Source organism: Roseibium sp. M-1 (genome assembly GCF_054515675.1).
In genome coordinates, this window is sequence record NZ_JBTNQU010000002.1 from 26,019 (window position 1) to 51,541 (window position 25,523).

Genomic DNA, 25,523 nt, shown 5'->3' on the forward strand with positions numbered 1-25,523 from the left:
AATTCAGGCAGGCGAGTTGCAGCTCTGTTAGGACAATCCTGACTCAGCCAAACCCACGTTCGCCCGGTCCTGAAGTTTTGCAAGACGTTCGATAAGTTCGTTGAAATCAATGGCGTCGCTTTGGAGTAGCCCGGCTTCGAGCATCTACTGATAGACCTGCCCCAGCGCTTCGAAGGCATCACCGGTTGGTACCAGACAGAGAGAGAGCCGGCGACCGCTTCATTGCAGTCGATTGGCTTTCCGGAACCGTCGTTCTCCCGAAAGAATAACTGCTTGTGTCTAGCGACATCGTTGCCAAACCCGGGGCGGTTCACCCCTCTCACTCCTATGGCCGCCTTATGAGCATCCAAGGCCTACGAAGTGTGGAGATCACTAAGACTGTGACTGACATTGACTATTTTCTACAATCGTTTGAAATGAGGCAATTGAAACCGGAGCGCACAATGTCTGATGAACAACATCCGGGACAGCTAGAGCCAGCTAGCGTCTCAGAGCACAGTGACACCACACTCACCTCTCAAAAGTCGGCCCCGTCCAGTCGCAGCGGTAAATCTGGCAAACGCAGCGCGCCGGCCAAAGCAGCTAACGGTCAGCGATACTCCGCGAAAGAGAAAGCATCAAAGATTGCACAGATCGAAACACGTTCCTCCGAAGGAGTGAACATAAAGGCGGCAATCAAAGAAGCTGGAATATCCGAGCAGACCTATTACAGGTGGAAGCGCAACGCTGCACCACAAGAAGAACCTCAAAAGGTGGCTCCGCCGCGAAAGGCCGAAAAGACGTCGAGCGCCGAACTCGAAACACTTGAAGACTTGGTCGCACTCGAAGCTGAAAACATACGGCTGCGCACCCAACTCGCCGAAAAACTTCGCGCCGAAAACGCGGAACTTCGCAAACGCCTGGGGATGGAATGACTTCGGCCGTTCATTGCAGCGTTGAAAAACCACTTATGCGGCGGTAAATCTCTGGCGTGGCCCGCTAGGGCCTACCCAACCTTTTTCGGATGCAACTTTTCATGAAGTCACGACGAAACTTCGTTGTTGAATTGAAATCGAGCCGGCGACAGACAAAACCTCCGAACAGGTCTATCTGGGGGGATACCGATCTCAAGGCACTTGCAAGTGAGGTCGAGACCAATCTGCCGATTTCTCACGGCGTTAGTGGCAACTCGCTCACCTCGGAGAAAAAGCCCGCGAAACAATACCAGGGCAAAGAGAACCGTGAAACTCTGCCGTCCATGGATACGCCCCGAAACGACAAACTGCCTCAGAGGTCACCCGCGCCGAGGATATTGCAGGCGCTGCCGCAAGTCGCGGTCGAGCCTGAAGCAAAATCAGCGCCGAAAGAGATCGATCGTATTTCTACGCCGCTCACCCTTTCCTCAAAAGGGTCAGACGACGAGACCGAAAAAAAGCAGACAACCAGCGTCGCCACTAAGCCTCAGCTGACGTGTCCCGATGAGCTGGCGGAGCTGGAAGCTGAAAATCGACGCCTGAAAGTGATGTTCAGATCGTTGCTTCAAGCGGAAAACCACGAACTAAGGAAGATGCTTGCACGACTGCCGTAAGTTCGTTGATAGGTAGATGGCTAAGGCACTTCAGGAGATCGACCTCACCCATCATCAGCACCTGTGCGAGATTGCGATGCAGATCATTCCGAACGATCGAGTTCACGATATTGCTTATGCTTCGAGACGTCTAGCTGTTCGTATCAGCCAGAGAATTGCCGAGTTCCGCTGGTCAAGATTTTCAGCCTGACAATACCCGCACTGTCTGGATTGGCATGAACAATCTCAGTGGTTGATCAGGCAGCGGCGTGAAACCGAATGATTCATAGTAGGCCTTTCGGCGAACGACATTTTCGGGAACACCGCAATCAAAAAACATCAAGCTGTTGATTTTCACCGAGAACTGACCCGGTAAGGCCCGATTTTTTCACTGAGAACTGACCCATGTTTAAACCCACCCCTGCGTGATTTCGGCGGGGGACGACGGAGTGATAGACATGGCATTGTTGAGCGTTATCAGGCGCTGGCATTTTCGTGATCAGCTTTCGATCCGGGAGATCTCCCGGCGGACGGGATTGTCCCGGAACACAGTGCGCAAGTATCTGCGCGACGATACGGTTGAACCCGCGTTCAAGGCTCCCGAGAGGCCCAGCAAACTCGATGCCTTTGCCGACAAGCTGTCGGCCTGGCTGCGCGTGGAGGCCGCCAAATCGCGCAAGCAGAAACGGACGATCAAGCAGTTGCACGCCGATCTGGTGAGCCTCGGCTATGATGGCTCCTATGGCCGGGTGGCCGCTTTCGCGCGTGACAGGAAAGCCGACCGGCAGCGCGAGCAGCAGACAAGCGGCCGCGGGACTTTCGTGCCGCTGGCGTTTGAGCCCGGTGAGCCTTCCAGTTTGACTGGTCCGAAGACTGGACGATCATCGGCGGCGAGCGGACCAAGTTGCAGGTTGCCCACTTCAAGCTCAGTTACAGCCGGGCCCTTGTCGTGCGGGCCTATCTCCTGCAAACCCACGAGATGCTGTTCGACGCCCACAACCATGCCTTCAGGGTTCTGAGCGGCGTTCCCCGACGCGGGATCTATGACAACATGAAGACCGCTGTCGACAAGGTCGGGCGCGGCAAAGACCGCCAGGTGAACGCCCGCTTCTCGGCTCTTGTCAGCCATTATCTTTTCGAAGCCGAGTTCTGTAATCCGGCTTCCGGATGGGAGAAGGGTCAGGTCGAGAAGAATGTAGGGATGCCCGGCACAGGCTTTGGCAACCGATGCTGCGCGTGGCCAGCCTCGAGGAATTGAACGACTGGTTGGAAAACCGCTGCAAAGATCTCTGGCAGACCATCCCGCATGGAACGCAACCTGGGACGATCGCAGATTTCTGGGCCGAAGAAGTCTCCAAGCTTATGGAGGTCGGCCGTCTCTTCGGCGGCTTTGTCGAATTTGCCAAGCGGGTCTCGCCAACCTGCCTGGTTCACTTTGAGCGTAACCGCTACAGCGTGCCGGCATCGTTCGCCAACCGTCCTGTCAGTTTGCGGGTCTATCCGGACAGGATCGTCGTGGTCGCGGAAGGCTTGAGCGTCTGCGAACATCACAGGATCATCAACCGCTCCCATGACCGTCCCGGCAGAACAGTCTATGACTGGCGGCATTATCTGGCCGTCATCCAACGCAAACCAGGTGCGCTTCGTAATGGCGCCCCCTTCGCCGAACTACCGGAAGCCTTCAGGTCATTACAACGGTATCTGCTCAAGAAGCCTGGCGGGGACAGGGAAATGGCCGAGATCCTCGCTCTCGTGCTTCATCATGACGAGCAGGCTGTCCTGACGGCAGTCGAGACGGCATTGGAGGCAGGCGTTCCGACAAACACGCATGTCCTCAACCTGCTGCACCGGCTGACGGACGGAAAGCCGGTGACCCCTCCGGTCATCCGGGCGCCGCAGGCCCTGTCTCTCAGCCAGGAACCGAAGGCCAATGTCGAACGCTATGATGTCCTGCGCAAACTGAAGGAGGCTCGCCATGCGTCATGATCCAGCCAGCGCCGCTGTCGTCATCATGCTCAAGAGCCTCAAAATGCACGGCATGGCTCAAGCTGTCGGCGACCTCACCGAACAGGGTTCTCCCGCCTTTGAGGCTGCCATTCCGATCCTGTCCCAATTGCTCAAGGCAGAGACGGCGGAGCGAGAAGTCAGATCCGTGGCTTATCAGCTCAAGGTGGCACGCTTTCCAGCCTACAGGGACCTGAACGGATTCGACTTTGCCAGCAGCGAAGTCAACGAGGCGCTCGTGCGCCAACTTCACCGCTGCGAGTTCATCGAGCAGGCTCACAATGCCGTCTTCCTCGGGAGCCCCGGAACAGGGAAGACGCATCTTGCGACCGCCCTCGGCATCCAGGCCATCGAACATCACCGCAAACGTGTCCGCTTCTTCTCCACCGTTGAACTCGTCAATGCACTGGAACAGGAGAAAGCCCAGGGCAAGGCGGGTCAGTTCTCGGTGAAATTCAACATCAAGGCCATCCTCGAGGCCATCCGAAAAGCCGGATCGACGATCTCCTGCCTTGGAACTTCAAGCCGTCAAGCTGATCCCGAGTGGGAGGCAGCCGCCGCTTACGCTAAATTTCGGTCCATGGTTTCCTTCGCATTTGCACGTTAAGCTATTCCAATCACTTCGATCATTCCGTGCCACTCACCAAGCACATCTCACAACTGACATTACACCGAGAAGAGTTCAGACTGCGGGTCTGTGTTCAATTGGAAGTGCTCCGATACCGAGTTTGGTACTATGGAACCTACGTACCACCGGCCCAAAGGATGGTGTTTCAGGAAATTCTCACCGTCCTCATCGGCAGGTCGGCGGACTTGCAACAGGTGGCCGCGCCAAGGCGCAGCCACTGTCTTTCATTCACCCTCAACGAGAGGTGCCCGGCTTTACGCCTAGTTGTTATTGGATTTCGTTGCAGCTTCCTGCGCACGATTGTAGCTCTCGACCGCTGCGCCGTATTCCGGCGCGATATCGGCATACAGCGCCCCCCAATCGGCAGCATCGGGACGGTTCCAAGTGCGATGCGTTTCGCTGAGAATGGTATTTGTGGTTACCGGAACGATGCCCTCGGCCACCATGCGGGCGAGCGCCACGTCCGACGCCATTTTGCTCACATCTCCCGAGGCGTCCATGACTACGAAGACGTTGTAGCCCTCGGCCTGAGCCTGCACCGCCGGGAAAGCGACGCAGACACTTGTCCAGACGCCCGCAATCACCAATGTCTTGCGACCGGTTGCTTCCACCGCTTCAACAAAATCGGCATTGTCCCAGGAACTCACCTCGCCTTGCCGAGCGACGTATTGCGCACTGGGCATGGCTGCTGGCAATTCCTGCATGATCGGGCCGTTGGGGCCATCGGGCTCAGACGCCGTGTATATGATCGGAATACTCGCCTGTTCGGCTATCTTTGCCAGTGCGACCGTATTGCGGCGCAAATCATCGACTTTGATATCGTTAACCGTCTGAAACAGTCCTGTCTGGTGATCGAGAAGCAGAAGGACCGCATCGTCGGGATCAAAGAGGGCCTCCTTACCAGCTTCGGTTGGTTGGCGCGAAAGTCCCTTGAGGTGCAATTGCTCACTCGCATCCTGCGCCATTGCCGGTGCTGTAAACGCGATGGGCTGCGCGATCATCATCGCCGCAAGTGTTGTTGCTGCGAGGGAGTATCTCCTGAGCTTCATCAAGATAGTCATGGTCGTCTCCATTGTGGTTACAGTGGTTGGTTGAAAGGCCTCCACGGGCCTAAGGATTCGGCAAGTGGAGCAGGAAAAAACGGTCCGGAAGTGATCCCCGTCAGGGAGCTCGACCGGTGTCAGTCGGAATTCCGTAGAGAGCCCAGAGCGATCTCTTGGACAGCTTGGACGATGACCTCGGCCACGGCCTCCGCCTGACTGATGAAAGCCGCTTGACTGCCTGGCTCTTCCGTGACCGATGCGCCCATGCGATTTGCCATATACAGCAACGTGCCCTGGCCAAATGCCTGATCGTCATTCGAGATGATCGCCCAGCTCGGCTTTGATCTCCAGGCGGCATGACTGACGGGGGTTTCGAACACCTCCATATTGATGGGCACCTGCGAGTCGCGCATGAAGGCGACATCGGAATCGCCGATGTCGGCAGCGAAACCGGGTTTGAACTTGTCCCTCTGACGAAACCGAAGCCGTTTTCGAGTACGTCGATCACGAACTCCGTGGCGGGAGGAAAACCGGCATACTGTTGTGCAGAGGTCTCCCCCGTATCTGGAGACAGGGCCGAAACATAGACCAGTCCGACAACGTCAGGATGGCTGCCGGCTTCGGTAATGACAGTGCCACCCCAGCTATGCCCGACCAGAATCACAAGTCTGGATTGGCGGTCGATCACGCGCGTCGTGGCATCGACATCGTCCTTGAGCGACGTTAATGCGTTCTGGACGATCGCTACCCGGTGGCCGCGGGACACCAATTCATCATACACGCCGCGCCAACCGGAGCCGTCAACAAAAGCCCCATGAACAAGTACAATCACCGGATTCAGGTTTGTCTCAACCGTAGTTTGGGCAGATACGGGCTCCGTTGAACCCAGCGAAGCGGCAGCGGCGGCCAATATCGCGGACTTTTTTTCATAGTAAGTTCTCCTTGTTGAGGTCTGGGTGTTTCGCCAACAGGTGCAAGTCATGGCTGCTGCGGTGGACGGTTTCGATCGCTGTTTCGCCAAGCCCTGACCAGTGTGAGCCCGACAAGAGAGACGGGCCTCGAAGACCGTCACTCGACTTGAAATTCGTTGATCACTTGACCAGAAATACGATGCTGGGCGTTTCGATGCTATTCGAGCCCGCGTATGCAATACCCATGCTTGGGAATGAGTTGACGTGTGCCGAATGACTAGTCAGACAGCTCTCGGGACAGTATCGTTAGGCCATTCGGGCATTTGCCTGCCCCGATCGAGTGGCGGCGGCAAAGTTCGCAAGATCTGCCTCGGCCACTGCGCTATGATCTAGCCGAGGCAGAGCTTCTCGCTTAAACCCTCGCGACCATCTTGATTTCGCAAAGCTGCGGCGGCAGCGCAAGACGCGGCGTCGCCAGGATGGTGCTGGCAATAACCGGCGTCTTGCCCCAGGCAGCGCGCCGCACATCGGGAATAGCCGCAAACGCAGAGTCCATGTCGAGTACGTAAACGACTTCTTCGACCGCATCGTCGAGCGTTGCGCCAAAGCGAGAAAGCAGTGTCTTGCAATTGTCGTAGGTCTGCGCGAGCTGTGCGCCCATGTTCGAAAAGTCGACAACGCGTCCTTCGGAATCGAGCTTTGCAGGCGCGACAAAGCCACCTTGCAGGTCATGGCTCAGCTGACCCGATAGGTATATCGTGTCATCAACTTGAAGCGCCTGGACATATCCGTAGCTATCCTCCCACGGGACACCGAATCTTTCGACACGCTTCGTACGCCCTGCGGCACGGGCGGCATTGGGAGACAGTACAGATGCTACGGAGCTTACCGCAGCGCCTATTCCGATCATCGTCAACGCTTGGCGCCGTTTGACGAGGGCTTTCGAGCTGTGCTCGCGTTCTTCGGTGTTCATATCTTCTACCTCCGGGCTGGGTAATTTCGGGATTGCCACTCCGATGCTAAGCTTGCATTTTTGCGCTGCATATGGACAAGGTTGCGAACCCTCAACGCAGAAACGCACAGCCAATGAACTGGAACGATGTCCGCTTTGTCCTATCGGTCGCCCGCACTGGCAATCTGGTTGGTGCGGCGCGTCAGCTCGGCGTGCACCATGCGACCGTGGCCAGGCGCATAGCCGCCATAGAGCAGGATTTGAAGGTGAGATTGTTCGATCGTATGGAGGGAAAGTACGTCCCCACGGCGGTCTGTGACTCAGTGTTAATGCATTGTGCTGAGCTCGAAGAAGCCGCCCTTGCGGTGAAGTCCGCGGTCATAGAGAGTGTCGATTCGCTCAGCGGCGAAATCCGTGTCACAACGACAAGCTTCCTCGCGGCGTATCTTATGCAGCATGTTGCAGAATTTCGTACACGGTATCCCGACGTAGAAGTCGAGATAACTGTCGACTCCCGTGACTACGACATTACCCGCCGCGAAGCGGATATGGCCCTTCGCTGTGGCCTGCCTCGCGTTGGACGTGCCACTGTTCGTAAAATGGCGACCATGGCGTTTGCGGTGTTTGGCCACGCAGACCAGTTCAGCGCAAATGCGGATAGAGCCGAGCTTGAAGATCTGCGTTGGGTCTGTCTGGATGACGCTTGGGAGTATTTGCCCGAAGCGCGGTGGCTTAGATCGAACTATCCTCGAGCCCGCCGCGTGTTGCGGACAAATGATATTCAATGTCTCCATTCAGCCATTCGGAATGGAAATGGGATAGGTGTCCTGCCTTGCTTCATGGCAGACCCCGATGACGAATTGGTGCGACTCTCCGGTCCAGAGCCGGTCACCTCAAACGACCTGTTCTTGCTCGTGCATCAGGACCTGAGGAATAACTCTCGCATCGTTGCATTTGTCGATTGGTTGAATTCGACTTTCGGCCTACACAAAGCTCTCTTTACGGGCCTGCCCTGACACCTGTTTCTTCTGCTAGTTCATGGGAGTGGCTGCACAATCGTCCACAATTACCCATCTTCTGTCCCAGAAGCTTAGCTGTCTGTAAGCGGTGTCTGAGGTGCACGTTGCCGGCCCCGGTGTTGCTTTCCATTAAATTATAAGAATGGGGCGCCAACGATTTCAGACGCTTGAGCCAGCACTAAATTTGAGAATGGGCAGTTAATTTGATAATCCGGCTTGGCTTTTGTCACTTTATGTGAGAATGACTTTCGCGATGTTTTCCTCGCGAGCCTGCCATGAACGATCGGTTTCCTGACGAAATTGACGAAGCGCTTTGGGATGAAGCCTGCCGACGGGCAGATGCGATCCGCAGCTTCCTGAAGCACAATCCTGACGGTGCGACCGCCGCAGAGGTTTCCCTGCTCGCTGTCGAGATGGATGTCAGCCAGGCGACGGCCTACCGGCTGGTAAAGCTTTTCCGCGCCGGCGGGACCGTTCTATCTCTAGTCGATCGGAAGCGCGGACGGCCGGAGGGACATCGTACGCTGGACAAAAAGCGGGAGGAGATCGTCGGCACGACTATCAAAAAATTCTATCTGAAGCGAACACAGCCGACGATCTCGCAGTTGGTGCGGGACGTGCAGACGAACTGCATCTCGGCCGGATTGAAGCCACCGCATCGGCGAACGATCGTCGCTCGCCTTAAGGACATCGACCTGCAGAAGCGCGCAAAGCGGCGCGGCGAACAGACGATCGTCAAGGCGACAACGGCCGTTCCCGGAGTGTTCAAAGCCTCTCGTCCCCTGGCAGTGGTCCAGATCGACCATACCAAGGCCGACATCTTCGTCGTTGACGAGGAGACACGGGAACCGCTCGGCCGACCATGGCTGACATTGGCGATGGACGTCTGCAGCCGAATGGTGACCGGCTTCTATCTCACGATGGAAGCGCCATCCCGCCTATCGATCAGCCTGTGCCTGTTACACTCCGTTTTCGACAAATCCGCATGGCTCCGGGAACGCGAGATAACGGAGCCGTGGCCCGTCGCTGGTCTGCCGGACATGGTGCATGTTGACAATGGTCCCGACTTCCGCAGCCGAGCCTTCAAGCGAGGATGCCAGGACGCCGGCGTTGCGATCGAGTGGCGGCCACCGGGGGAGCCGCATTTCGGCGGTCATATCGAGCGCCTGATCGGCACGCAGATGGGGAGGCTGCATCTCTTGCCCGGAACGACCTTCAGCAACCCGCAGGAGCTTGGCGAATATAATTCCAAGCAGCATGCGGCGCTTACGCTTCGGGAACTGGAGCGGTACATCGCTCTCGACATCGTGGGCGCCTATCATCAGTCGATCCACAGCAGCCTTGGCCGGCCGCCGATCGCGGTGTGGCGGGAGCACGAGGGAGAGATTCCTCTTCGGCTGCCACAAGACAGGCTTCGCTTCTGGCTCTCCTTTCTGCCCGAGCAGGAGCGAACCTTGCGCCCGACAGGCATTCACCTGTTCGGCTTGCGTTATTGGTCGGCAGCACTCAATGCCGACGTCGGTCGTTCGGACCGGCGTTTGCTAATCAAATATGATCCGCGCGACATGGCGCGTATCTTCGTTCGCCGGTCATCTGGAAACTTCGTGGAAGCCCGCTATGCCGATGTGACCCTACCTTCAGTCACTTTGCATGAAGCGGTTACGGCACGACGCACCCTGCTCGCAAAGGGGCGCCGTGAAGCAGATACCCGCGCCATCGTCCGTACTGCGATCGCACAACGTGAGCTCGTCGAGGCGGCAACCAAAAAAACGGCAGCAGCACGACGCAGTAAGGCGTCCTCTTCGAAATCGAAGGTGGATGATGGCGGATGGGGCTCGCTCCGCGGTGTCGATTCCAGCAAACCTGTACCCTTTGTTGAGGATATGGATTGAGCTGGAGTGAATATGAACGATGAAGTCTCCCACCTGACCGTCAGAGCTGCGGCGCTGCTTGCCGAAACGGACGAACGGCGCATTCGCGCGATACGATCACGCCGATGGGTGCTCTACCCACGCGCCAAACAGGCGTTGGACCGGCTGAGTGCGCTCCTCGATCACCCACGTGGTACGCGCATGCCTTCTGTCGCGATTTACGGCGACAGCGGCATGGGCAAGACCATGATGATGAAGCGCTTCCGAGACGAGCATCCATCGAGCTTCAATCCGCTAACGGGCACGTTGAAGACACCAGTCCTGGCCATGGAAATGACCAGCCGTCCCGGTGAGCGACGGTTCTACGCCGAACTCCTAACCCTTCTCGGCGCACCTCAGCGACCGCGCGCCGATATTGCCCAGATGGAGCAGGCTGCGTTACGGATCATGGAGGCCATCGGCGTTCAGGTGCTTGTTATCGACGAGGTACATAACATCCTCGCTGGATCCTACCGTGAACAACGCGTCGTCTTGAACACGCTCCGCTTCCTCAGCAATCGACTGCAGATCTCGCTGGTCTGCTTCGGCGTCAACGAGGCGCGCGAGGCCATCAGCGGCGACGTTCAGCTCGCACGCCGTTTCCAGCAGTTTACGTTGAGCCGGTGGGTGGCCAACGACCAGTTCGAAACCCTGATCGTATCCATCCTGCGTAATACGCCTCTGCGCAAACCCTCTGTGCTGACTGCGAAATCGCTGCGACGGATACTTCAGATCACCGAGGGTATCACCGCAAATATCTTCCACATGATCAACAGCCTCGCGATCGATGCCGTCGAGAATGGCCAGGAGTGCATTACAGACGAAGCCATCGAAAGCTGGGAACCGGACTTCGATACCGAAGCGGCCTACGCATGACGCACCTCATGGTGACACAGCGGCTGCCGGTGATATTGCCCTCCGTCACCGACGAGCTTCTGTCCTCCTGGATCGGCCGGCATGCCAGTTTCTATGAGGTCTCTCCGCTGATCATGCTGCGGCACTGCCTTCCGGAAATCCGTTCCCAGCGTGGCGCCGATCTCCATCTTACAAACGACCAGGAAATCCGTCTGGCCAACATGTTCTCCACGAAACCGTCCGCGATACGTCAAATGACCTTCACAGAAATTGCGCAATCATCGCGTCGGCTCATCGCCGTCCAGCCGACGCAGGTTTGCATGAACTGCAGTGTGGGTCAGGAACCGGTGCCTGTCCTGCGCAGCCAACTACAGGGCTGGCGCATTACGTGCCCATTGTGCGGAAACCAATTCCGGGATTTTGATGATCACGAACGAGCCTCCATTTTCCTGCAATATCTAGGCACTGCCCGTCGGGGCGAGAAGCTGCTCGATGATGAAGCCAAACGGGGTATCAAGACTTGGGCGTCGCCGGCTGGGATTGTACGTCTGCTGCTCATGCGCAGAATAGAGTTGCCCTTCCCGGCCGAGGAGGAATTGTGGCGGTTCAGAGTGCTGGGAAAAATCATCCCGGAACTCGATCACGTACTTGCCGAAAGTTGCACCAGCTTCCCAACGCCGCAGCATCCAGTCTTGCCACTACATCTGCGTGCCGTCCTTCTGGCCGGTGTTGCAATGGTGCATTCCGGTGGAGTTGAAATGCTTCACATGCTGCGGCGGTCCACCTTGGGCTTGCACCGGCGACGCTTCGACCGGGAAGCTATGCCGTTCTTTGTCAGCGCCTCCCGTATAAGACTCTCTACCCAAATGCAGTTAATCTGAGAATTAAAGCGCTGCGTTCTCATAATTAACTGCCCAAACATTGCAAAACTGCCGCATTCTTGCATTTAACTGCCAAGCGACATCCACGGCGTGGGCCCGGCGACGGCCGAGAAGATGCAACGGCTGGGCATCGTTACCGGCGCCGAACTGCGGGAGAAGTCGCTGACGTTCCTGCGCGACAATTTCGGGAAGTCGGGGACTTGGTACTATCGGATTTCCCGGGGCATCGACGACAGACCGGTTCGGCCCGACCGGCAACGGAAAACAATCGGGGCGGAAGACACATTCGCCGCAGACATATTCGATCTTGAAGCGGCAAAGGCAGAGTTGGGGCTACTTGCCGAGAAAGTCTGGCGCCACGCCGCAAATAAGCAGATCAGCGGACGCACCATCACGCTGAAGGTGAAATACGCAGACTTTCAGCAAATCACGCGGAGCCGAACAGTCGGACGCTCGGTGCAAGCCGAACGCGAGATCGGTGAACTCGCGGCCGCGATGCTCACCGATCTGTTTCCCGTGCAGAAAGGCATTCGGCTGCTCGGTGTTACGCTCTCAAACTTGAATGATCGCACGCCGCCGGACGAGGATCAACTTTCGCTTTTGAGTTGACGTTGCGAGACTGAACCAGGGCTGCCGGAGGACAGCATTGGGGTGATCGCCTCGCATTACTGACCACAATTTGTATATAATCTTTGGTCATCAAACGAGGTATAGAATGCCTGATCCCACGTCTGACACACTTAATCGCGTTCACGCGCGTATCGCTGCGGGTACCCGAAAAAACAGAAGCCGGAACAGAACAAATTGCTACAGGCGAAACCGAGAGTATCAGCGCGCCTTGTCACGCTGACATCCGGGACAATTACACAAGCCCAACCTGCAATTCCCGCAAAACCGACGCCAGTCCAGACGCACCGATCAACGGAACCACGCGATGGGGGAGCAGTTTGGGAATCGCACGATCATAGACGGCCAAGTTCACATGCCCATTGAGTCGGGAGGGATAGATGATGCCATCTGGTGCCGCCTTGTGCTCATAAAAGGCCAATGACCAGGTACGTGCGAGACCCTGCCGCGAAGACTTCGCAACGTCGGACGGTACGCCCATTCTAACTGCATGGTCATCCCGCAGATCTACGAGACGCAGTTCCTCTTTCGTCTCGATTTCGGCGAATCGGCGGACGTCGAGCTCTGCCTCCTCCATTGGCAGGTCACCGATGTGCCCGTCCCGGCGATCGCGAAGGAGCGCTTCGAGGAAGCACACCTTTAAAGTTTCGCCGAGATATAGAACACCAAAGCGGTTCTCAGCGATGCGTCTGCGCGGGTCGCTGAATCGGCTGGCGCTCTTTCCGTAGCCAAGAGGGTTCGGATAAGCATTAAGATAGATGCGTCCGAACCGTTCTCCTGCTGGTACAATTTCAATATCGAGCTTGGCGTTCTTGAAGCCGGGCGGCGGCCTTGTTGCTGCCATTACCTGAAGTCGCCGTGAGCAACGCCTTCGGCGGCAGCGATCGCGTCATCGGCGCGGCCGCTTCGCAGTGTCTCCAAGCCCGTTTGACCGTTGAGGCCACCGTGCGGGGACACGAGGAACCGATAAACCGCCCAGGCGCTGCCACCAAGGATTTCCTGGAGTGCGGACAGCGCTGCAAATGGACGGCCATCTTCGTCGAGTTGCCACGCCGGGAAACGAAACCCTCGCTTGGCGCCATCGAGGCCGAGAAGTTGGCCACTCTGACGCCGTGAGTTGACCGTTACCCTGGACACTCCCAACAGATCCGCAAGCGCCTCCGCAGTGAGCATATCATCTTCTGCAAGGATTTCGGCGACGCGCTTCTTTCCACGCGCCCGAGCTTCCTTCAAAGCCGCCTTGAGGTCTGCATCCGGCTCACCGATCTGTTCGACGGGAAACTCATCCAAGGCCACGCCTGGCTGGTCCTCTACAACTGTAATGGTCTGAGCCCCTGCTTCGGGATCGACATCGACACGAAAGCTGACGCGCTGCCCAGCCTTCTTGCTGCGCCGCAGGGCCTCACCGTATTGATCGAGAAGCGCTTTTTTGAACGCCGCGTTTCCGGCTAGTTTTGCAGTAAACGCGATGTTTGGCGATCTGACCCGACGGGATTTACGGCTGCGCTTCTCAACAGCTTTGGCGGTAGACATGGTCTTGGTGCTCCTTCACCGCCAATTTGGGCTATTGGTGTCAACTCGTCAAGTTTGTAAACTTCGTAAAGTAGTGCGGTGCTGAACCTAAGGATGTCGGCACTCAACAATATCATGAAACAGTTTCATAATGCTAAGTCCGCAGATTGTGCGGAGTTAGCAGTATGATCCAACAGCGCCGATTTTCACCCGCGGGCTCCGATCGCCACGGCCACTGGGTCGATCTTGATCTTACCTGAGCCTGAAGATGCACGCCCAATCCGCGAGGGCGTTCAGCGCATAGCTTCGGCCCGAAACGCCCGGATCGATGCGTAGTCGAGATCGAGTAGCGGCAGGTCAATCTTTGTGTCCAACAGAGTGAAGTCTTTGGTCTGCCATCCCAAAGCAGCCTTCGCGCGAAGTGACGCCAGTTCATCCTCAACACTTGTTCCGAGATTGGCAAACGTAAACGCGCCGCTCTCCTGCAGGCGCTTCACTGCGGCGCGCAAAAGGACGAGGTTCAGCGGAACGTATGCCCCTATCGCCTCCCAAGCTTTCTGCGTGCCAAGACAGGTCCTCGCCAATACCCCGCTGCTCCAAGTGACCGCAGACAGGGGTCGACCGAATGCGGCCGTTGCAATTGAATCCTTCGTAGCAGACTCAAGAGCAAGAAACCGGGATATCTGTTCTGCAGCTTCACGTGTGCGGGACTCCACCTGGGCTACCATGCGTGCGCCTTGCGGCGGGACCGCCGCCTTGGCTTGGAGTTGCAGGGCCGAGTTTGACGGTTCGTGAAATGCGAGGAGGTCGATTTCGCCCTGATCCCAATTATGGTTTGTCGTAACTTCAACGTCTGGCTGCCCGGCAAGGTAACGGGCCGCATCGTCCAGAAGCGCTGGCTCGAGGTGCTGCGAGACGACGTTGTCGAAGCGCTCCTGGTCGGTCCGGAGCATGGCGTAGAGAAGATTTCTCTCCGGCATCATCCGTTTAACCGCGTGCGGAGAAAACAGAAGCGCATTCTCCAATCTTAGAAAAGGGGGAAAGAAGCCCTCTCCGAACCCTGAGCGCTTCAGGTTGTCGAGATCGAGGGTAAACAGGTCCACAATGCTTTCCGTTTTGTCAGGGTCAACGCCGCTCAGACCCGCAGCCGTCCCGATAATGTGATTCCGGTTCAAGAGAGGGGCGACCCATTCACCGACCTCTTTTTGAAGCATCGAACGACGGGGGCGGGTGACAGCCCGCGCTGCGTGGACTTCGGCCGCATCTGCCATGCCCAAACAGAAGTCCGCATATGACATGAGCGCTGCGCGGGTGCGAACGAAATCAACGCGGGAGAAATCGAAGCTCTCGGCGAAAGCCGCATCGCTCAAAAGCGGCAATTCGAACAGGTTATCGAGATAATGGTCGAGAGCGCCTTTCAGGACCTCAATCAGGCTGTCTCCGGGAAGATGCGGCCAAGCCTTGTTCATCTTCTTGCAGTTTTCGATGGGATAGGGTGGCGGCGTCAAATCGTGCGGCAAGACCATCTCCGACATCAGGATATCGTTCTCCTCATATCGGACGAAATCATCGTCGGGATGGCGGAAGATAAAAGCTGGCGGCTCATGGTCGACGACGAAGAAGCCGCGCCATGCCAAGGGCATGATTTCGCTAAAATGCGCATATCCCAGAACCTGAGCCATCTCAGTGGCAAAGCGTTCGTCGACGACACTCATCGCATCTTCAAGATCCGCTCCGATTGCACGAGAGCACGTCGCAAATAGCTCTAAGACGTAGGACATGCGCGTAATGATCGCTGTCCCGACCTCATCATCACGCGGGCCCTTGCGGTTGAACCTGCCGCCGATATAGTGCCCATCGGCGGACAGGTAGATTGACGACAGGATAGTGCGAATAGGTTGGCGCCAGAGTGCGAGCTTGGCGATCTCGGCGTCCGCCCGGCTTTCAAAGGCCTGTAACTCTTTATGCAACGTGAACGCTCCAAAGCTCAGATCGAAAGTGGTGGTCGCGCTATTGCAGCGCGGATTTGACAGTCAGCGGTGCTAATTAGCGCATTCGTAGGTATCTTCGTGCCAGACATTCTTGCCGATGTCAGTATTCAGGTGGAAAGAGCCGGGTGAGCACACGCCTCTACGATTTGCTCTCGGAGCGCTCCTTTTCGGAACCGGGCCGGGAGAGTCTCTCTCTCCCTTCCAATTCCGGCACCTCAGGCACTGCCTCCTCTTGCTCTTGTAGCCGGCCGTCGGACGGCCGCCTTTTCCTTCCTGGCCTGCCAGGAAACATCGGGTACGGCCGGACGAAAAAGGAGACAGAAAAGGCCAACCGCCTTATACTTAGGGTTGTTTGAAGCTTGTTTGTTTCGAAGGAGCGAGGCCGTGAAGGAATATTTGGTTTTCTTATCTATTTTGTGCGCCCCGATTTGGCCTGCCGGTGCAGCCGTGGCGGGGGAGCCGCTGGTGATGTTCGAGGCGGGACGCACGCATGTGGACTGCAAGTTCGCCAATCATGCGCTCTCAGGCGGTTATTTTGACAAAATCAAGAATCCCACGATCACGGGGACATGCCCGGAGACTACGCCCACAACGACACCCGAACCGGTAGTGGGAGCGCCGATTGTGCCGCTCGGACCGCCGATCGCGCCTTGGTGCGATTGTACGGATGAGGAATGGCAGGCAGTGCGCTCGCTGATGGCCGAACAGAATGTGCTGATCAATCCCGGGTACGGGTCGGCCAATCCAGTTGCCGACTGGGCGAAGGCATTCAATACGGACGCGGCAACGATCAAGTCGCCGGACTTCTGGGCGGACGGTCAGGTTCCCGCGCTCAACGACCTCTCAAACCAGCTGTTTCTTGAAATAAAGTGAAGTATCTGCAGGGCCTTGCCAGACTGGCATATGTCTGGGTGCTGGGCGTTGGTGACGTCATTGGCAAGCTGCTGGCGTTCTTGACGTTGCCAGCGACACTAATTGCCGGTTACGTCTATTTCGACGAGATACGTGACTATTTCTCGAAGCCGGATCTCACGACGGAGATTCGCCGGGCGACGCTACGCTGCAATTATGTCTGGCGAAATGCCGAAGCCTATCAGAACTATCAACGAGGGGTTGTCGGCGAGCTAACGAAGCTGTGCCGGGCATCGCCAATCGCGATCTCTTTCGAGTTTAGCGTGACCAACAATGACTCGATCGCCAGGGAGATCAAGAGCCTCGAAATAGGCGCAACGGTCCCGCCCTACGGGGCTTTGACTCTCGATGAGGTCCAATCGGTGGAGCACCTGATCCAACATGGTGTCGAGACGAACCTCAGGCGCGACTGGCGTGTTGAGACGCTCGACCCCGGCGCAACGGCAATATTCGAGATTTTGGCCTTTGGTTCGGCCACAGGCAACGGAGAGAGTGACTGGCTGCATTTGGCCGAAAAACTGGATGATAGCGACCCTGATTTGCTCGATTCAATCGCTGAGATTGAGCTTCAAGCACGGGTAAGCGGCTATCATGCTGCGGCGCCAACGATTCTAACCTGCTCCATCGCACTCGACATGGAAGAGTTTAAGCAATGGCAGGAGAAGGAGCCTCATCGCCGCATTCAAGTGACAAATCAATGCCGGTGAGGAGAGGACTGCGAACAACGGTGATGAATTCACGCTGACGTGCAATCCTTGATATTCCAAGTTATTCCAATCGGTTCCGGTTTTGCTGTGAACGCCTAGGGAAGACGCAACACAGCTGCTCATCCTTTGGCAATCATTCAGACCAGCTCTGGTATCGCCCTTCCCAGTTGTGAATCCCAGAGAGCCTCGGATTGGATTTCAGCGATTTGATTTTTTCAGCGAGCTTCGCCAGCGCGCTGGCCTGATCAGCGCGCCATCCTTGTTGAATCGCCCAGGATCGGATCGCCTCCGGCTCCAAACCGTGACCTTTGGCACGGAGAATACGCAGGGTTTCATCGGCCATCTGCTTGTCTCTTGAATGACCGACTCCCGTGGTCGGGTTGACCATCGAAAAGAGGCGTGACAGAGCATTTTCGACAATTCGATCGTCGATCAGTCTTTTAGCCGGCTGGTTCTCCGCACCGTGCACGATTGCTCCCCAGCGTGCGACCCACTGATCTGCGTCACCGGGCAAATCCGGCACGGCAACGACACCTATGACACCGCGGAGGCTGTCGACGGCATCCAGCATCTTGGCGTCGGCGAAGAAGGCGATGATGATCGTATTGTTCAGCATCTGGCCGATCGTATTCAAGGTCTTGAGACTGAGCTTCGCGCCGGATTGCAGCTGCAGGCTCTTGCCACTACTCAGAGCCTTGGCTTGTTGCCGGCCTATGTGGCCGGCCAGACTCGTGCCGTCGATCTGTCGCTTCGTATGGACAAGGAGGACAATATCGGTTGGTTTGTCCTGCTGTTCGCCGATTTTTCGCGCATAAGCGAGAGCGTACTGCCACGACTCGGGATCCTGGCTATCGATCGGAATGAGAATTCGGTGCATGTTTTCTCCTTTATAGGTTCAACCGGCTACGGCCTTGCTGTCGATTGCTACAGACAGGCCCAGGTTTCCAATTGAACCTTGGTGTCGTATGAGCGCTCGCTCGGTTTCGCTGTAATCTAGTTCCAGTTCTATTTTGTCTCTCAACGATTTCGCGAAATCATCCGGAAGAGAAATGACCGACACTTGAGAACCTATCGACTCGAATTCTACGCTAGTAGTTTGCCGAGTTCTTCGAGCTGCGTCGAGAACATAGCCGCCGACGTTGATGAGAAAACGTCGCCGGTTGGAGGAACTCCGAGGCAAGACCTGGAGTATTTCGGCACGGTAGGAGGCTGTCCGTAGCAAAATTGAGCTCGACTCCTGACCCGGTATCGATCCGGCAACGATCGCCTCTCCTATACGCAACTCAGGCCTGAACATGGCTGGTATTTCCAGCTGGTCCAGAACCGGCAATAGCGCTGACCCGCCGAGGGAGAGCAGGGGATTGGTGATGGGAAGCGTCAGTAACTCCTGAGCCAGCTCCTTTATCAGCACATTGACTGCCGGAGCATCAGGTGCCTTTTGCGCTACGCATCCGAAGTTGAGCTGAAACCCGTCGATCTTCACGCGATTGCCAAATGCCTTCCTGATGCTCCAGACCTGTTGTCGAAGAGTTTGGGGATTCAGGCCCTCGCGCTGCTCGCCGGTCTCGATTGCCAGGAGCACGCGATGAGAAGCTGGTCCTCGAGCCCAGGCACGCATTCCCGATGTGCCAACTTCCGTCGTACGAACGACATTGCTGAATGCCTCAAATGCGAGGGAAGAGCTCGGATATAGGGTCGCAACAGCCAGGTCTTTTACGGCGGGCAGGGATGCCTCGACCGCAGTGCCCACCGCAAGGGAAATGCCGTCTAAATCTGAAAGCCGCTCGACCATTTCCGGGAGGATGTAGCCGCCCTTGAGAACAGCGCGCAGTTCAAACCCGTTCTGTTTTGCGGCGACAAGACAATGTTTGGCATTGTGGATCATTGCATCAAGGTCATAGTTCAAGCCGCAATTACTCTTGAGGGGCTCGTTTTGACCTTCGTTTTGTTTGATCATCCGGTGCACTCCCGTATAGTTTCGGGACTACGAGGGGGATACATTTTTTGTCGCTTACCGCCGAAGCTGAATTGAAACCGGACGTCGTCTTTCTCGACCGAGAGGGAGAGCGCGACACGCTGCTCTCTTGCCTGCCGCCCTCGGCGACGGCTCCGGCGCTGTTGGTGGTGCGCGGGCCGACGGGGGTTGGCAAGTCGTCTTTGACGGACTGGGTGACTGGTAAGATTGCCGGGTCTACCTTGAGCGTAAAGGTCGATCCATATCTTCGGGGCCAGAACATTGATCCGCATCGCGCCTACGAAGGCTACTATATCCAGCACTGCGTTTCGGCGATTTCCGAAAGCGTCGCAGCTCCAAGTCGAAGCATCGACACATTCGCTGAATTCGTAAGATCCCGCGGATTCAAGAACCTCAAAGGCTTTGACGTCAGAGGAACCGTGCGGGAAGCTGTAAGCGTTCCGAAACTCGTGGGGCGCGCCATTGATGCGACCGAGCGGGTCACGGCATTGGGCGGGTATTCTCCTGAGGCTCTGCTCAAGAGCGATAACAGAAACGCTGTCGAGGTTTGTGCGGAATATTTTCGCTATGTCGCCAATCTGGCCGAATTCGTTCTCGTCGTTCGCGAGGCGCAACACTGCGACACGACAAGCCTTCGTACCATATTGCGCTGTTTTGCGGATGACGGAAAATTCTACCCGCTGCTGGAATATACGACCGAGACCAGAAGCTTCCAAAAACGCCATCAAGTTCAGATCGAACAGTTCGCGGTTCCCAAGATCTGGGACATCGAGATGTTGCCGTGGGCCTATGTGGTTGAACTGCTCGAGCAGCTCGGCCACCACGACCAGAAGGTCGTCGGCGAATTCCAGGCCCGCTGGGACGGCAACCTCCGATCGCTTGATGAGCTGCGCTTCCGAGTCGCTTACGGCTCTGCGAATATCAGCACGCAGCCGAACGCCCAGATCCCGCATAGCGCAGTCGATGCCATCAAAGAGCGCCTTGGGGAACTCGGACGCGCCGAGCGTTTGGCGCTCGCAATATTGCGCGAGCACAACGAGCCGGTAGCGCGGGAGGCGCTCGACGCAATTTGGCGGACAGTGGATCCAAGCATCGGCCTTCCGCTGAGGCTTCCTGATGTGCTCGCGGGGCTGACCGGCAGCCTCCTTTCGGTTTCGAGCGCCCAGATCGGACTTAACAACGATGACGTGGCAAGCGCGATCTCGGGGATGCAGGACGAGGCCCTCTACAAAACGGATGCGAGACGGCTTCTTGTCGATCACTACCGAAAGATCATCGAGAGCTCTGCGGAAGGCAGCGTCGAGCGCGCGGTAGCATTGCGACACACGACGCGTCTGGCGGCCTTGTTGGAAGATCCTGCCCTGTTGGAGACTATTCTCGAAAAACTCGACGGTGAGATCGAAAGCAAGGGCGATCCGACGTTGTATGTCGACCACGTGATCGCCTGCATCGAGAACACCCAGGATCTCGGACAGGGCGAAAGGAGTGCGTTGGCAGCGTGGGCTGCTCGCCACGCCTACCGATCCAGCAATTTTGGCCTGACTCTCACCGCAATCGACAAAGGTAATCTCGAGGGCCCCATCTGGGAAAGCATTCTGGCGCACGGCTTGATCGAAGAGCTTCGTGAACCCGAGGCCCGCGAAATAGCGTCGGCCATGCGCGCTGGTCTCCCGTTTGCGGACGCCGATCTGATGAGCGATCTGATCCTGGGAAACCTCGATCTCGTCGAGGGGCAACTTGCGACTTGCGAACGAAGGCTGACGCAAACCGCTGCCGAGGCTCAGCGTCGAAGAAGCGTTTTGCTCGGGCACGCCTACCGCCTTCTGGAGAGCGCGGTCCCGATGGAAGAGGCGATTGAATATTGCGACAAGAGCGCCGAAGTGTATGAGCGAGCCGCCTTGCAGCGCTCGGCAGCGCAGTCGAAGCTGACGGCGACCCGGCATCTCGCCCGCCTCGGGCGAACAGACGAAGCAAAGGCGAATATCCAAATCGCCGAGAGCGGACTGAAAGACGCTGCCAGCTCGCGGCAGTTCCTTTTGAACAATCACGCTGCCGTCGAACTCTTGGCAGTGTCTCCCGATTTTGAGGCGGCTGAAGGCAACCTTCGCAGCGCGCTCTTGCTCAGCCGCGACAAATTCAGCGACCTGACGATCCTCCAAAATCTCGCGATCGCGATATGGCAAGCCCGTGGTGCTCGCGAGGCCGTCGCGTCCGTAGACCAGGCCTTGAAGTCCATGCGGGAGGTGGATTCCACAACAAGGTTGCTGGCGGATGCGATAGGGCACACCGCGTTCATGATCCTGCGCGAAGCCGGCGATCACGAAAGGGCCGACGACGTCGTCCAGTTCGTCACTGACACCGTCGGTGTGGATATCCGCGGCAGCGAGTACTGGTCCTGGAGGTTCGGCCTGACCGGAGAAGCCCCCGGCATTTACGCCCCGCACGTGTTGGCCAAACCCTACCATCCAAGTTTCCTCAGCCAGTGGCAGTTGGATTGGGAAGTCGCGTCCGTGCTGTTTCAATGATGGCCGCAAGGACTTCGGGGTAAGTCCAGCCATCGTTGACGAAGCCTTGGGCAAGTTGCCCCCCCTGCCCCAGCCATGCGTCCGGGGTGGCTTCCAGGAAATGGAAACAGCCGTCCTGAAGTCTGCCGTCGATCCGGATGTAGCCGAAGTCCCCGAGCGCGGTCAGGAACCGCCCAATCGCGCGGCGATCCTCATCCTTCAGTTCATCGTCGATCGATCTGACGCGCCTGGGCAGATCGCGATGATATTTCTCGTGCGCGTCCCAAACGCGGTTACGAAAGTAGTCGGGCTCGCCGTCCACGGTGACCTCGTTGAAGGAGGAATACGCGCCATTGGGTCCCTGGATCACAGCGACCGACACTTCCCGTCCGGGGACGAATTCCTCGATCATTATGGAGGCGTCCAGTGCCGCAAGAAGACCCTCGGCTGTCCTCTTCAACATCTCGGCGGAGTTGACGATACTGGCCTGACTAATCCCGATCGATGATCCTTCAGCCGATGGCTTTACGATCACCGGATATGCCCAGTCATCGATATGACGGATCTCCTCGATGGTGTGATATTCGCGAGCGCGGGGTGTCTTCAGTCGGGATTGCTTGGCAAGTTGCTTAGCCGCCATCTTGCTGTGACAGAGGCTTTGTCCGTAGGCATCCAGGCCGACATACGGAATGCCATAGGCCTCGCAAATCGCCGGCGCCCAAGAAGTGCGGCTGCGAGCAATCTCGCCACCATAAGTCGACAGCACGACGTGACGGCGGCTCCACGACAGGTCGTTCGTAAGGGAAGATGGATGCTCCAGATGGTGCGCGCGGTATCCAGCTTCTTGAAGGCCACCGAGAACGTCGTCACGCGCCTGTGGCGTTGTCTTCTCGAGGTCGCGCCGATCGGGGAACTCTTTGTTGCTCGCAGTGACATCGATCATGTCGGCAAGGAAGATCACGCCGTCAGTTTCAAGCGGATCGGACAATAGCGGCATATGGCGAATAAGATTGACCATGTTGTACAACATAGTCCGTGTTAACCATAAAGGCAAGTGAAAGACGAAATAGCCTTTTTCCGCCATCATTGCGCTCTTGGCGATTCCGTACTAATATGACCGTAATAACCAGGAACTGAACCATGGCGGATGAGCACGTGATCGTCTCTGTAAGTGCAAGGATGCAAAGCCTCATCCGTGCCCTTGATAACGCCGAGTTCGAGACTGTGGTCACATTGATCGAACAGCTTCCAGAGAGCCTCGAGGAGTTCCTGAACGCTCATCCCGCAGCCCTGTCGGCAATCACGCGTGTCTCGCGATATGCGTTTGTGTGCATCCGCAAGCCGGGATCCAACAATGAGTGGATTGTCGTCGACATTTACGAGGATGGGGATCCTGACGGCCCGCCCCATGGCGGCGGTCGCGGCGCGTTCGACGGCGGCCGGCACGTCCGTTTGTCATTGTTTCCGAGCTTGCCGCAAGAATTCGTCGAGCTCTTTGATCAAGCATGCGATGTAGAAGATATACCCGTTCTTCCAATTATTTGGACAGATGAATTAGTAAATTCTGAAAATGTTTCTTTTGAATTAGAGAAGGAAACAGACGATGAATTACTTTATTCGCTTCGGTCTTTTATGTCGCACAATCCGACTATGCTGACTTTCGACCAGGCCCCTACGCTCCCTGCGAAGACCTCCGTCTTTCAGAATTGCATCACATCGGCTGCATCGACATCAAAACCAACTTCACCAAATGTCATTGCCAGGGACTTTCTTTGGCATGACCACAACCCAGGCTAAGAGAACAAAATATGCTAAAAGCAAAGTCAAATCGCTCGGCTCGGAGCGGTGCGGAAACTATCGTTTTTCCAACGACAGAGGGGCGCCGCCGGTTTCCAGATTTCATTCAGGATTCATATGGGAGCAAGACGATTACCGGCTTTGATCGATACGGACGGTTCCTCGGTGCGATCGTCCCACCCGAGGCCGTCTTTCTCCTCGCGGAGGAAGATGGTGAGATCGACGAATTCGCAAGACACAAAATCCGAGAATGCGCGCGAAAACTCATCAGGGAACTGCATGCGCGCGAAGAGGATATCGAAGGTAGTGTATCAACCGACGAACTCAGAGCCGAACGCGCTCAAATGCGCAGTCCCAACTAGACGGCCGTTCATACCCTTCTAACTTCGCAGACAGTCTTCGATACCGTTCCGGTTGGACGGTGTATGCGGAACGCGTGTTCGCACGTGGAAGCGGTAGAAAGAGCGCCGACCTGCAGTCAATTGAAGTGAGCGGGCGAAGCCCCGTCACCAAGCAGTCAGCCCATGTCGACCACTATTCTTCCACGATTGATCTCATGTGACGAGGCCGGTTTCACTGGAAACCGCATGCTTGACGCTGCCCAGCCCTATTTTGCCTACGCGTCCGTCGATCTGCAATTGGACGAAGCCACTTCAATCGTGAAGGACTTGCGATCCCGGCACCACCTGCAGATGGCGGAGCTGAAGGCGGCTAAGCTGCTGAAAAGGCCGCGCGGCCGCGAGATCATTGCCGAAGTCCTCGAGCAGATTGAGGGTCGCTACATTGCGACCGTTTACGACAAGCGCCTGAGCTTGGCGGGCAAGTTCTTCGAGTACATCTATGAACCGGTCCTGCAACGCAACAATATGCTGTTCTACCGGCACAACCTTCATCGGTTCGTAGCGACGTATCTCTACATGCAGATGGTAGCTTCAGGAGAAGGCGCCGAGGAACTAGCGGTGCAGTTCGAGAAGTTCATGCGATCGTTGGATCCGGCAGACGCGCCAGCTTTGTTCGGAGCCGGCGACGATGAGCATTTCAACATGCTTCTCGGTCCGATCTTGCGGTTTGCGCGCGGCTACAATGTCGTCATTGCCAGGGAAACGCGGAGCCTGCAACTGACAGGCGACAACGGCAAGTGGGTGCTCGACCTAACGCTCAGCGCCGTGACCGATCATCTTCGGAATTGGGGCGAGCGGCACCCATTACTCGAAGTGACATGCGATGACTCCAAACCACTCCGCGCTCTTGCCGACATCTATGACGTCATGGTCAATCGGCCGGATCCCCTATACATGGAAGCCTTTGGTAAGCGCGTCCGGCTGACTTGGAACATGGCGAAACCGATCACGTTTGCCTCTTCGGCTGACCACCCATCGGTTCAAATCGCCGACCTGATCGCCGGCACCGCTGCCGCGATCGGCGCTCACCAAGGCGATGAAAGCTATCTCCCGCTTGCGGAAGCGATCCATTCGCACTTTAGCGAGGAGTGCATCCTGCCGGATTTCTCCATTATCGACCTGGCGGGAGACGAAGCTCCGATCAATATGTTGGTGCTCGAGGAACTCGCCGACAGAGCCGATAAAGGACTGGACCCGTTAATTGGGATGGAGGCGGTTTATGAGGCGGCGAAATCAACGCTGCCGGATTTCCGCCGCATGATGGTCAAATCAACCAATTCAACTGTCGTGTGATATCACATTCCTTCATCTCCACGGCGCCAAGGATCAGTGGTATCGCCGGGACAAT

The 25,523-nt window shown here is 56.8% G+C and carries 23 protein-coding genes and 3 pseudogenes; 16 read left to right on the top strand and 10 right to left on the bottom strand.

Annotation, left to right across the window (positions count from 1 at the left end; genetic code table 11):
* The first annotated feature begins 443 nt into the window (after positions 1–443).
* The 5 genes and pseudogenes from ACX3M4_RS29945 to ACX3M4_RS29965 form a co-directional block, all read left to right on the top strand.
* Positions 444–914 (top strand): transposase, encoded by a 471-nt coding sequence (locus ACX3M4_RS29945; RefSeq protein WP_459359645.1) that lies wholly within the window; start codon positions 444–446, stop codon positions 912–914.
* Between the two features lie 101 nt (positions 915–1,015).
* The gene (locus ACX3M4_RS29950; protein ID WP_459359646.1) at positions 1,016–1,567 is read left to right on the top strand and encodes a hypothetical protein; all 552 of its coding nucleotides are present in this window, start codon (positions 1,016–1,018) and stop codon (positions 1,565–1,567) included.
* Between the two features lie 16 nt (positions 1,568–1,583).
* A complete protein-coding gene (locus tag ACX3M4_RS29955; protein ID WP_459359647.1) occupies positions 1,584–1,757 on the top strand; it encodes a hypothetical protein in 174 nt (57 codons plus the stop codon).
* Between the two features lie 247 nt (positions 1,758–2,004).
* A pseudogene (gene istA / locus ACX3M4_RS29960) lies at positions 2,005–3,532 on the top strand (IS21 family transposase).
* Positions 3,522–3,998 (top strand): annotated as a pseudogene (locus ACX3M4_RS29965) (ATP-binding protein); the annotation flags it as partial. The pseudogenes istA and ACX3M4_RS29965, both read left to right, overlap by 11 nt.
* Positions 3,999–4,438: 440 nt before the next feature.
* Here ACX3M4_RS29965 and ACX3M4_RS29970 read toward each other — a convergent pair.
* The 4 genes and pseudogenes from ACX3M4_RS29970 to ACX3M4_RS29985 all read right to left on the bottom strand — a co-directional run bounded on the left by ACX3M4_RS29970 (position 4,439) and on the right by ACX3M4_RS29985 (position 7,105).
* A complete protein-coding gene (locus ACX3M4_RS29970; protein WP_459359648.1) occupies positions 4,439–5,239 on the bottom strand; it encodes an isochorismatase family protein in 801 nt (266 codons plus the stop codon).
* 119 nt (positions 5,240–5,358) lie between these two features.
* Entirely contained in the window at positions 5,359–5,634 is a 276-nt protein-coding gene (locus tag ACX3M4_RS29975) for a hypothetical protein (RefSeq protein WP_459359735.1), read from the bottom strand.
* Positions 5,635–5,636: 2 nt separating this feature from the next.
* Positions 5,637–6,203, bottom strand: a pseudogene (locus ACX3M4_RS29980) (alpha/beta fold hydrolase); the annotation flags it as partial.
* Between the two features lie 341 nt (positions 6,204–6,544).
* Positions 6,545–7,105, bottom strand: coding sequence for a Rid family hydrolase (locus ACX3M4_RS29985; protein ID WP_459359649.1), 561 nt, complete (start codon positions 7,103–7,105; stop codon positions 6,545–6,547).
* A 113-nt stretch (positions 7,106–7,218) separates the two neighbouring features.
* Between ACX3M4_RS29985 and ACX3M4_RS29990 the strand changes: the two genes are divergently transcribed.
* The 5 genes from ACX3M4_RS29990 (at position 7,219) to ACX3M4_RS30010 (ending at position 12,358) form a co-directional block, all read left to right on the top strand.
* A complete protein-coding gene (locus tag ACX3M4_RS29990; protein ID WP_459359650.1) occupies positions 7,219–8,100 on the top strand; it encodes a LysR family transcriptional regulator in 882 nt (293 codons plus the stop codon).
* 278 nt (positions 8,101–8,378) lie between these two features.
* On the top strand, positions 8,379–9,995 hold the full coding sequence (locus ACX3M4_RS29995; RefSeq protein WP_459359651.1) for a transposase: 1,617 nt from the start codon (positions 8,379–8,381) through the stop codon (positions 9,993–9,995).
* Positions 9,996–10,007: 12 nt separating this feature from the next.
* On the top strand, positions 10,008–10,889 hold the full coding sequence (locus ACX3M4_RS30000; protein ID WP_459359652.1) for a TniB family NTP-binding protein: 882 nt from the start codon (positions 10,008–10,010) through the stop codon (positions 10,887–10,889).
* Positions 10,886–11,749, top strand: coding sequence for a TniQ family protein (locus ACX3M4_RS30005; RefSeq protein ID WP_459359653.1), 864 nt, complete (start codon positions 10,886–10,888; stop codon positions 11,747–11,749). The genes ACX3M4_RS30000 and ACX3M4_RS30005 overlap by 4 nt, the downstream gene beginning before the upstream one ends.
* Before the next feature lie 90 nt (positions 11,750–11,839).
* On the top strand, positions 11,840–12,358 hold the full coding sequence (locus tag ACX3M4_RS30010) for a DinB/UmuC family translesion DNA polymerase (protein ID WP_459359654.1): 519 nt from the start codon (positions 11,840–11,842) through the stop codon (positions 12,356–12,358).
* A 253-nt stretch (positions 12,359–12,611) separates the two neighbouring features.
* Here the strand turns inward: ACX3M4_RS30010 and ACX3M4_RS30015 are convergent, their stop codons facing one another.
* From ACX3M4_RS30015 to ACX3M4_RS30025, 3 genes are all read right to left on the bottom strand, one after another.
* Positions 12,612–13,220, bottom strand: a complete 609-nt coding sequence (locus ACX3M4_RS30015; protein WP_459359655.1) for an RES family NAD+ phosphorylase — start codon at positions 13,218–13,220, stop codon at positions 12,612–12,614.
* Positions 13,220–13,909 carry an XRE family transcriptional regulator gene (locus ACX3M4_RS30020; RefSeq protein ID WP_459359656.1) on the bottom strand — a complete coding sequence of 230 codons (690 nt, stop codon included), beginning with the start codon at positions 13,907–13,909 and terminating at the stop codon, positions 13,220–13,222. Before ACX3M4_RS30020 ends, ACX3M4_RS30015 begins: the two co-directional genes overlap by 1 nt.
* A 272-nt stretch (positions 13,910–14,181) precedes the next feature.
* Positions 14,182–15,858, bottom strand: a complete 1,677-nt coding sequence (locus ACX3M4_RS30025; protein WP_459359657.1) for a hypothetical protein — start codon at positions 15,856–15,858, stop codon at positions 14,182–14,184.
* A 405-nt stretch (positions 15,859–16,263) separates the two neighbouring features.
* Between ACX3M4_RS30025 and ACX3M4_RS30030 the strand changes: the two genes are divergently transcribed.
* Both ACX3M4_RS30030 and ACX3M4_RS30035 read left to right on the top strand, forming a co-directional pair.
* Entirely contained in the window at positions 16,264–16,752 is a 489-nt protein-coding gene (locus tag ACX3M4_RS30030) for a hypothetical protein (protein WP_459359658.1), read from the top strand.
* Positions 16,749–17,498 carry a hypothetical protein gene (locus tag ACX3M4_RS30035; protein WP_459359659.1) on the top strand — a complete coding sequence of 250 codons (750 nt, stop codon included), beginning with the start codon at positions 16,749–16,751 and terminating at the stop codon, positions 17,496–17,498. Before ACX3M4_RS30030 ends, ACX3M4_RS30035 begins: the two co-directional genes overlap by 4 nt.
* Before the next feature lie 133 nt (positions 17,499–17,631).
* Here the strand turns inward: ACX3M4_RS30035 and ACX3M4_RS30040 are convergent, their stop codons facing one another.
* Together ACX3M4_RS30040 and ACX3M4_RS30045 are read right to left on the bottom strand one after the other, a co-directional pair.
* Entirely contained in the window at positions 17,632–18,375 is a 744-nt protein-coding gene (locus ACX3M4_RS30040; protein ID WP_459359660.1) for a DUF1889 family protein, read from the bottom strand.
* Between the two features lie 18 nt (positions 18,376–18,393).
* Positions 18,394–19,455 (bottom strand): alanine racemase, encoded by a 1,062-nt coding sequence (locus ACX3M4_RS30045; protein ID WP_459359661.1) that lies wholly within the window; start codon positions 19,453–19,455, stop codon positions 18,394–18,396.
* A 47-nt stretch (positions 19,456–19,502) separates the two neighbouring features.
* Here ACX3M4_RS30045 and ACX3M4_RS30050 point away from each other — a divergent pair, with 47 nt between their 5' ends.
* Positions 19,503–21,998, top strand: coding sequence for a hypothetical protein (locus ACX3M4_RS30050; RefSeq protein ID WP_459359662.1), 2,496 nt, complete (start codon positions 19,503–19,505; stop codon positions 21,996–21,998).
* On the opposite strand, the gene ACX3M4_RS30055 is transcribed toward ACX3M4_RS30050, so the two are convergent.
* Positions 21,949–23,061: a D-alanine--D-alanine ligase family protein gene (locus tag ACX3M4_RS30055; RefSeq protein ID WP_459359663.1), complete on the bottom strand. Its 1,113-nt coding sequence runs from the start codon at positions 23,059–23,061 to the stop codon at positions 21,949–21,951. The two genes, ACX3M4_RS30050 and ACX3M4_RS30055, sit on opposite strands and share 50 nt — an antisense overlap.
* 56 nt (positions 23,062–23,117) lie before the next feature.
* On the opposite strand from ACX3M4_RS30055, the gene ACX3M4_RS30060 reads away from it, so the two are divergent.
* From ACX3M4_RS30060 to ACX3M4_RS30070, 3 genes are all read left to right on the top strand, one after another.
* Complete coding sequence (locus ACX3M4_RS30060) at positions 23,118–23,774, top strand: hypothetical protein (RefSeq protein WP_459359664.1); 657 nt, start codon at positions 23,118–23,120, stop codon at positions 23,772–23,774.
* A gap of 11 nt (positions 23,775–23,785) precedes the next feature.
* Positions 23,786–24,136, top strand: coding sequence for a hypothetical protein (locus tag ACX3M4_RS30065; RefSeq protein WP_459359665.1), 351 nt, complete (start codon positions 23,786–23,788; stop codon positions 24,134–24,136).
* 225 nt (positions 24,137–24,361) lie between these two features.
* Positions 24,362–25,468 (top strand): DUF3800 domain-containing protein, encoded by a 1,107-nt coding sequence (locus ACX3M4_RS30070; RefSeq protein WP_459359666.1) that lies wholly within the window; start codon positions 24,362–24,364, stop codon positions 25,466–25,468.
* Positions 25,469–25,523 lie beyond the last annotated feature (55 nt).

Bases quoted from the DNA above. Each gene is read 5' to 3' on its own strand.
- ACX3M4_RS29945 (WP_459359645.1), top strand. From the start codon at position 444: ATGTCTGATGAACAACATCCGGGACAGCTAGAGCCAGCTAGCGTCTCA.
- ACX3M4_RS29950 (WP_459359646.1), top strand. From the start codon at position 1,016: ATGAAGTCACGACGAAACTTCGTTGTTGAATTGAAATCGAGCCGGCGA.
- ACX3M4_RS29955 (WP_459359647.1), top strand. From the start codon at position 1,584: ATGGCTAAGGCACTTCAGGAGATCGACCTCACCCATCATCAGCACCTG.
- ACX3M4_RS29970 (WP_459359648.1), bottom strand. From the start codon at position 5,239: ATGACTATCTTGATGAAGCTCAGGAGATACTCCCTCGCAGCAACAACA.
- ACX3M4_RS29975 (WP_459359735.1), bottom strand. From the start codon at position 5,634: ATGCGCGACTCGCAGGTGCCCATCAATATGGAGGTGTTCGAAACCCCC.
- ACX3M4_RS29985 (WP_459359649.1), bottom strand. From the start codon at position 7,105: ATGAACACCGAAGAACGCGAGCACAGCTCGAAAGCCCTCGTCAAACGG.
- ACX3M4_RS29990 (WP_459359650.1), top strand. From the start codon at position 7,219: ATGAACTGGAACGATGTCCGCTTTGTCCTATCGGTCGCCCGCACTGGC.
- ACX3M4_RS29995 (WP_459359651.1), top strand. From the start codon at position 8,379: ATGAACGATCGGTTTCCTGACGAAATTGACGAAGCGCTTTGGGATGAA.
- ACX3M4_RS30000 (WP_459359652.1), top strand. From the start codon at position 10,008: ATGAACGATGAAGTCTCCCACCTGACCGTCAGAGCTGCGGCGCTGCTT.
- ACX3M4_RS30005 (WP_459359653.1), top strand. From the start codon at position 10,886: ATGACGCACCTCATGGTGACACAGCGGCTGCCGGTGATATTGCCCTCC.
- ACX3M4_RS30015 (WP_459359655.1), bottom strand. From the start codon at position 13,220: ATGGCAGCAACAAGGCCGCCGCCCGGCTTCAAGAACGCCAAGCTCGAT.
- ACX3M4_RS30020 (WP_459359656.1), bottom strand. From the start codon at position 13,909: ATGTCTACCGCCAAAGCTGTTGAGAAGCGCAGCCGTAAATCCCGTCGG.
- ACX3M4_RS30040 (WP_459359660.1), bottom strand. From the start codon at position 18,375: ATGCACCGAATTCTCATTCCGATCGATAGCCAGGATCCCGAGTCGTGG.
- ACX3M4_RS30045 (WP_459359661.1), bottom strand. From the start codon at position 19,455: ATGATCAAACAAAACGAAGGTCAAAACGAGCCCCTCAAGAGTAATTGC.
- ACX3M4_RS30055 (WP_459359663.1), bottom strand. From the start codon at position 23,061: ATGGCGGAAAAAGGCTATTTCGTCTTTCACTTGCCTTTATGGTTAACA.
- ACX3M4_RS30060 (WP_459359664.1), top strand. From the start codon at position 23,118: ATGGCGGATGAGCACGTGATCGTCTCTGTAAGTGCAAGGATGCAAAGC.
- ACX3M4_RS30065 (WP_459359665.1), top strand. From the start codon at position 23,786: ATGCTAAAAGCAAAGTCAAATCGCTCGGCTCGGAGCGGTGCGGAAACT.
- ACX3M4_RS30070 (WP_459359666.1), top strand. From the start codon at position 24,362: ATGCTTGACGCTGCCCAGCCCTATTTTGCCTACGCGTCCGTCGATCTG.